Source organism: Paracoccus sp. UBA889 (assembly GCA_002294185.1).
Classification (GTDB): domain Bacteria; phylum Pseudomonadota; class Alphaproteobacteria; order Rhodobacterales; family Rhodobacteraceae; genus Paracoccus.
In genome coordinates this window covers 184,117-188,147 of the sequence record DBFD01000046.1, presented here as the reverse complement: position 1 = coordinate 188,147, position 4,031 = coordinate 184,117, and the positions used below count along the sequence as shown (strand labels likewise).

5 protein-coding genes are annotated in these 4,031 nt (G+C 67.4%); all 5 read left to right on the top strand.

All coding sequences use genetic code 11. The features are described from left to right. Nucleotides 1-663, top strand: a 663-nt coding sequence (locus B4L36_RS08925) for an MlaE family ABC transporter permease (RefSeq protein ID WP_292955600.1), incomplete at its 5' end; no start/stop codon positions are given. After that, nucleotides 660-1,379, top strand: coding sequence for an ABC transporter ATP-binding protein (locus B4L36_RS08920; protein ID WP_292955597.1), 720 nt, complete (start codon nt 660-662; stop codon nt 1,377-1,379). The genes B4L36_RS08925 and B4L36_RS08920, both read left to right, overlap by 4 nt. Nucleotides 1,380-1,505: 126 nt before the next feature. Next, nucleotides 1,506-2,603: a PhoH family protein gene (locus tag B4L36_RS08915; RefSeq protein ID WP_292955594.1), complete on the top strand. Its 1,098-nt coding sequence runs from the start codon at nt 1,506-1,508 to the stop codon at nt 2,601-2,603. Further along, complete coding sequence (gene ybeY, locus B4L36_RS08910) at nt 2,596-3,093, top strand: rRNA maturation RNase YbeY (RefSeq protein WP_292955591.1); 498 nt, start codon at nt 2,596-2,598, stop codon at nt 3,091-3,093. Before B4L36_RS08915 ends, ybeY begins: the two co-directional genes overlap by 8 nt. Continuing rightward, on the top strand, nt 3,090-4,031 hold a 942-nt coding region (locus tag B4L36_RS08905), incomplete at its 3' end, for a hemolysin family protein (protein ID WP_292955588.1). The genes ybeY and B4L36_RS08905, both read left to right, overlap by 4 nt.

Below are 4,031 nucleotides of genomic sequence, written 5' to 3'. Positions count from 1 at the left end.
TTCTACGCCCGCCTGTTTGCCGCCCAGATGCTTCAGATCGGCTGGCTGTCGCTGCCGGTCGTGGGCCTGACGGCCCTGTTCACCGGCGCGGCGCTGGCGCTGCAGATCCATTCCGGCGGGGCGCGTTTCCAGGCGGGCGACGTGGTCCCGGCCATCGTTGCCATCGGCATGGTGCGCGAACTTGGCCCCGTCCTGGGCGGGCTGATGGTCGCCGCCCGCGTCGCCAGTTCCATCGCCGCCGAGATCGGCACCATGCGCGTGACCGAGCAGATCGACGCGCTGGTCACGCTGTCCACCGATCCGATCCGCTGGCTGGTGACGCCGCGGCTCTGGGCCGCGATCCTGACCGTTCCGGTTCTGGTGGCGGTGGGCGACAGCATCGGCATCATGGGCGGCTGGCTGGTCGGAACGCAATCGCTGGGCTTCAATTCGACCGCCTATCTGTCCAATAGCTGGGCCTACCTGGAACGCTGGGACGTGCTGTCGGGGCTGATCAAGGGCGCCGCCTTCGGGCTGATCGTGGCGGCCAGCGGCTGCTGGTTCGGAATGCGGTCCGGGCGCGGGGCCGAGGGCGTCGGCCGGGCCACCAAATCCGCCGTCGTCGCCGCCGCCGTCGGCATCCTTGCGGCGAATTTCGCGCTGACAGGGCTGTTTTTCCGATGATCCGGGTCCACGGCCTGACCAAAAGCTTCGGCCCGAAACGGGTGCTGGCCGGAATCGAGATCGGTGTCGAGCGGGGCGAAAGCCTGTGCGTGATCGGCCAGTCTGGAACCGGCAAATCGGTGCTGCTGAAATGCATCCTGGGGCTGGTGGCGCCGGATGCGGGCACGATCCTGTGGCAGGACCGGCCGCTGGATGCCGCCGCGCGGCCCGACTTCATGCGCCATTTCGGGATGCTGTTCCAGGGCGGCGCGCTGTTCGACAGCCTGAATGTCTGGCAGAACGTCGCCTTTCGCCTGCGCCAGCACATGCCCGATGCCAAGGCGCGCGCCATCGCGGTCGAGCGTCTGGGTCGTGTCGGCCTGCCGCCGGAAACCGCCGGGTTGATGCCGGCCGAGTTGTCCGGCGGGATGGCAAGGCGCGTCGGTCTGGCCCGCGCCATCGCGCATGACCCGGCGGTGATCTTCTTCGATGAGCCGACGACGGGACTTGACCCGATCCGCGCGCGCAGCATCAACGCGCTGATCCGCGGCATCGTGCGCGAGACGGGCGCGACCGCGATCACCATCACCCACGACATGGATTCGGTCCGCGCGATCGGCGACCGCGTGGCGCTGTTGCAGGACGGCCGCATCGCCTGGGACGGGCCGGTGGTGCGGATGGATGATGCTGCGCCGCTGGCCGCCTTTCTGGGGCATCGACCGGCGGACGGGACGTGAAGCGCCCCGGCCTGCGGCGGGTTTCGGCCTTTTCCGGCCGATTCCTTCCCGGCGCCTGCACCGAGGCCGTGAAATCGCCCGGCGACATCTTGTGCGAATCCCCCCGGATCGCCACCATAGGGAAAGATGCCTGAGCAGGAGAGAAATTTGGGTCTGACCCCGACGCCCCCCGTGACGACCGCCGCCCCCGAAACCCTGCTGGAATTCCCCGACAACCGGCTGCTGATCGACCTGTGCGGCGCCAATGACCGGCACCTGGCGCGGATCGAGGAAGCCCTGGGCGTTCACATCCTGCGACGCGGCAATCAGCTTGCGGTGGTCGGCGGCCCCGAGGCACAGGCCGAGACGGCGCAGCTGTTGCGCGGGCTCTATGCCAGGCTGGAACAGGGCAAGCCCGTGGGCCTGCCCGAAATCGAGGCCGCGCTGCGCATGGGCATCGACCAGCCGAGCGAAACCGGCCCGGTCGAACAGATCGAGATGTTCGCCGCCGGCAATTACGAATTGCGCACCCGCAAGAAGTCGGTCGAGCCGCGGACCGATGCGCAAAAGGCCTATGTCCGGTCGCTGTTCGAACACGAACTGGCCTTCGGCATCGGCCCTGCGGGCACCGGCAAGACCTATCTGGCCGTGGCCGTCGGCGTCACCATGCTGATCAACGGCAATGTGGACAAGATCATCCTGTCGCGCCCCGCCGTCGAGGCGGGCGAGCGGCTGGGCTTTCTGCCCGGCGACATGAAGGAGAAGGTCGATCCCTACATGCAGCCGCTCTACGACGCGCTGAACGATTTTCTGCCCGCCAAGCAGATGCAGAAGCTGATCGAGGAAAAGCGCATCGAGATCGCGCCGCTGGCCTTCATGCGCGGCCGCACGCTGGCCAGCGCCTTCGTCGTGCTGGACGAGGCGCAGAATGCCAGCACGATGCAGATGAAGATGTTCCTGACCCGCCTGGGCGAGGGATCGCGCATGGTCATCACCGGTGATCGCACCCAGATCGACCTGCCGCGCGGCACGCAATCGGGGCTGGTCGATGCGGAACGGGTTCTGGACGGCGTGAAGGGGATCAGCTTCAGCTATTTCACCGCCAAGGATGTCGTGCGACATCCGCTTGTCGCGCGGATCATCAACGCCTATGACGCCGAGGACGCGGCAGCCATCGCCCGTGGCGAAACAGAGGAGCCGCGCGGCAGCTATGTGCCCCGACGTGCCATGCGACGAGATGCCTGACGAGATAGCAACCGACTGCGTCATCGAGGATGAGCGATGGGAAGAGGCCGGGCTGGATGACCTGGCCGACCGCGCCGTCGCGGCGACGCTGACCTGGCACGGGATCGGCGGCGAGGTCGTGGTGATGGGGTGCGACGATGACCGCATCGCCGCGCTGAATGCCGATTTCCGGGGCAAGCCGCGCGCCACCAACGTCCTGTCCTGGCCATCTGTCGAACACGCCCCGCACCAACCCGGCGCGCGCCCCGTCCTGCCCGCGGTCGACGAATGGGGCGATATCGCCATCGCCTTCGACACCTGTGCCGCCGAGGCGCGCGCGCAGACCAAGCCGCTGGCCGATCACGTCACCCATCTGCTGGTTCATGCGACGTTGCACCTTCTGGGCTATGATCACCAGAACGATGCCGACGCGGAAACCATGGAAGCGTCCGAACGTTCGATCCTGTCAATTCTGAACATTCCCGATCCTTATCAAGAGAAAGTGTCATGAACTCCGAAACGCGATTATCCGCCCGCCCGCTTGGGGCCGACGCCGCCTCCGAGGCGGATGGCGTCGGCGGCGAGGGGCGCGACCTGCCGCAGTCGCGCGGCTTCTTCGGGCGGTTCTTCGACGCGCTGACGGGATCGGAAGAGGACGAGGCGGGCGATGAAGGCGACCGACCGGTGGCCCAGCCCGCGCCCGGCATGGTCAATCTGCGGCGGATGCGCGTCGATGACGTGGCCATCCCCAAGGCCGAGATCATCGCGGCGCCGCTGAACGTCACGCTGAACGATCTGGTCGAGATGTTTCGCGAGCACGGCTTTTCGCGCATTCCGGTCTTTCGCGGCACGCTGGACAGCCCGCTGGGGTTGATCCACCTCAAGGATCTGGCGCTGAAGCACGGCTTCGGGACCGGCGGCAAGTTCACCCTGCGGCCGATGCTGCGACCGATGCTGTACGTGCCGCCCTCGATGCCCATCGGGGTGCTGTTGCAGCAGATGCAGCAGAAGCGGACCCATATGGCGCTGGTCATAGACGAATATGGCGGCGTCGACGGCCTGGTCACGATCGAGGACCTGATCGAACAGGTCATCGGCGAGATCGAAGACGAGCATGACGAGGCCGAGGGCCGGATGTGGATAAAGGAAAAGCCGGCGCAATGGCTGATCCAGGCCCGCGCGCCGCTGAACGAGGTCGAGGCCGAGACCGGGCTGCGGCTGGCCAGCGACGACGAGGACGACGAGATCGACACCCTGGGCGGCCTGATCTTCATGCTGGCCGGACGGATTCCGTTGCGCGGCGAGGTGATCGCGCATGATTCGGGCGTCGAATTCGAGGTGGTCGAGGCTGATCCCCGCCGGATCAAGCGTGTGCGGATGCGCGCGCCCGGCGCCACGGCCTCTGCCCCCGACGCGCCCCGCAAGCGGCCCGCGCCGCAGAACGCCGAG

Excerpts from the sequence above, each read along its gene's own strand:
- ybeY (WP_292955591.1), top strand. The coding sequence starts at position 2,596 with ATGCCTGACGAGATAGCAACCGACTGCGTCATCGAGGATGAGCGATGG.
- B4L36_RS08915 (WP_292955594.1), top strand. The coding sequence starts at position 1,506 with ATGCCTGAGCAGGAGAGAAATTTGGGTCTGACCCCGACGCCCCCCGTG.
- B4L36_RS08920 (WP_292955597.1), top strand. The coding sequence starts at position 660 with ATGATCCGGGTCCACGGCCTGACCAAAAGCTTCGGCCCGAAACGGGTG.